We start from the raw sequence: 1,393 nt of genomic DNA on the forward strand, positions 1-1,393 counted from the left end.
TGTCTTGAGTCAAGAAATTGGCGGGTTTTCTTGGGTAATCGGGTTCAGGTAGGCCTGCTGCGGGGTGCGGTCTTGGATGGCTTGGTGTGGCCGGATGGTGTTGTAGATGATCCGGAAGTGGTGGGCTTCCATGTCGAGGGCGTCGCCATCGCCGATGTAGCCGCGGAAGAGATGTTCATATTTCAGCGTCTCGAAGAATCGCTCGATGACGCCGTTGGTCTGCGGTGCTTTGATTCGGGTGCGGATGTGTCGAAGCAGCGGGTCATGGCCGGCGAACAGCGTCTGGAAGTCTTTGCCGCGGTAGCAGGGGCCGTTGTCGGACACGATGGCGATGGGGGCGGGTGTGCGGCCGATGATGTTGTCTTCGGCATCGAGGACGTCCATTTCGCCGCGATCTAGGCGCAGGTCGGCCAGGTTCAGTATGCGGGTGGCTTCCTCGACGGCAAGCCGTATACAGCGCACTGCGTCGCGGCCCCGACTGGTGGGGGTAACGGTGATCGCCAGGCAGTACTTGGTGACGTAATCGATCACGGCACTGATCCGCCATATCCCACCGTGGGCGGTTTCGAACTCCGAGAAGTCGGTCTGCCATACCCGGTTGCGCTCTGTGGGCGGATCGTGAAATACCCTCCGCCGCAGAGCTGCCCATGATTTACGGTCGGCGCGGAATCCTTGGGGTAGGAGCAGGCCGCGCCGTCGCAAGGCTCGTTGGACCGAGGAATTGGTGACCTGGTGTCCGTCTGCGCGCATCAGGGCACCGATTTTGCGGTAGCCCCAGGCGGGCCATTCCTGGGCGTACTTGGCGGCCAGCTCCTCGATGCGGTCGACAACGGGAGCTGGCCATGGCCCCTTCGGTGGGTCGCCGGCGCGTAGTCGGGCGAGTCGCCGCCGGTAGGTCCGCTCTGGAATGCCGGCTAAGACGGTGAACCTCGAAACCGGCAGACCAGCTGCTTCTCTTAGGATTTCGAGGTCTTGGAAGGGACGTGGTCAGCCAACGCCGCGCCACGCTGCCAGATCCGCAACTGCACCGTGGCCTCAGCCAAAGCGAGCTTAAGTTCCTGGTTCTCCAGTTTCAATCGGCGTTGTTCGGCGGTTCCGGCACGGCCTGCTGGCCCACTGGGGACTTCCTCCATCCGCTGGGCGCCGGCCTCGAGGAACTGGTGCTTCCATTTGGTCACCTGGGTGGAGGCCACCCCGCATCGTCGAGCCGCTTCCGCGCCGGTCATTTCACCTGCCAGCACCGCCAAAACCAGCCGCGTTTTCTCCTCGGCCGGGATCTTCGTTCGTCGTGATCGGACCATGACTCACTCAACCTCCTCGATGGCCCGCTGTGAATAGCGCGACCCTGACAGAAAGTTTGAGTCAGTGGATTCGTGTATAGTCGAACGTATGT

2 protein-coding genes are annotated in these 1,393 nt (G+C 62.1%); both read right to left on the minus strand.

Annotation, left to right across the window (positions count from 1 at the left end; translation table 11 throughout):
* Nucleotides 1-9 precede the first annotated feature (9 nt).
* On the minus strand, nt 10-531 hold the full coding sequence (locus tag A5771_RS17810; RefSeq protein ID WP_428844419.1) for an integrase core domain-containing protein: 522 nt from the start codon (nt 529-531) through the stop codon (nt 10-12).
* A 425-nt stretch (nt 532-956) separates the two neighbouring features.
* Nucleotides 957-1,301, minus strand: a complete 345-nt coding sequence (locus A5771_RS17815) for a helix-turn-helix domain-containing protein (protein WP_064856523.1) — start codon at nt 1,299-1,301, stop codon at nt 957-959.
* Between the last annotated feature and the right edge of the window lie 92 nt (nt 1,302-1,393).

It is taken from the genome of Mycolicibacter sinensis, from assembly GCF_001667375.1.
Taxonomy (GTDB): domain Bacteria; phylum Actinomycetota; class Actinomycetes; order Mycobacteriales; family Mycobacteriaceae; genus Mycobacterium; species Mycobacterium sinense_A.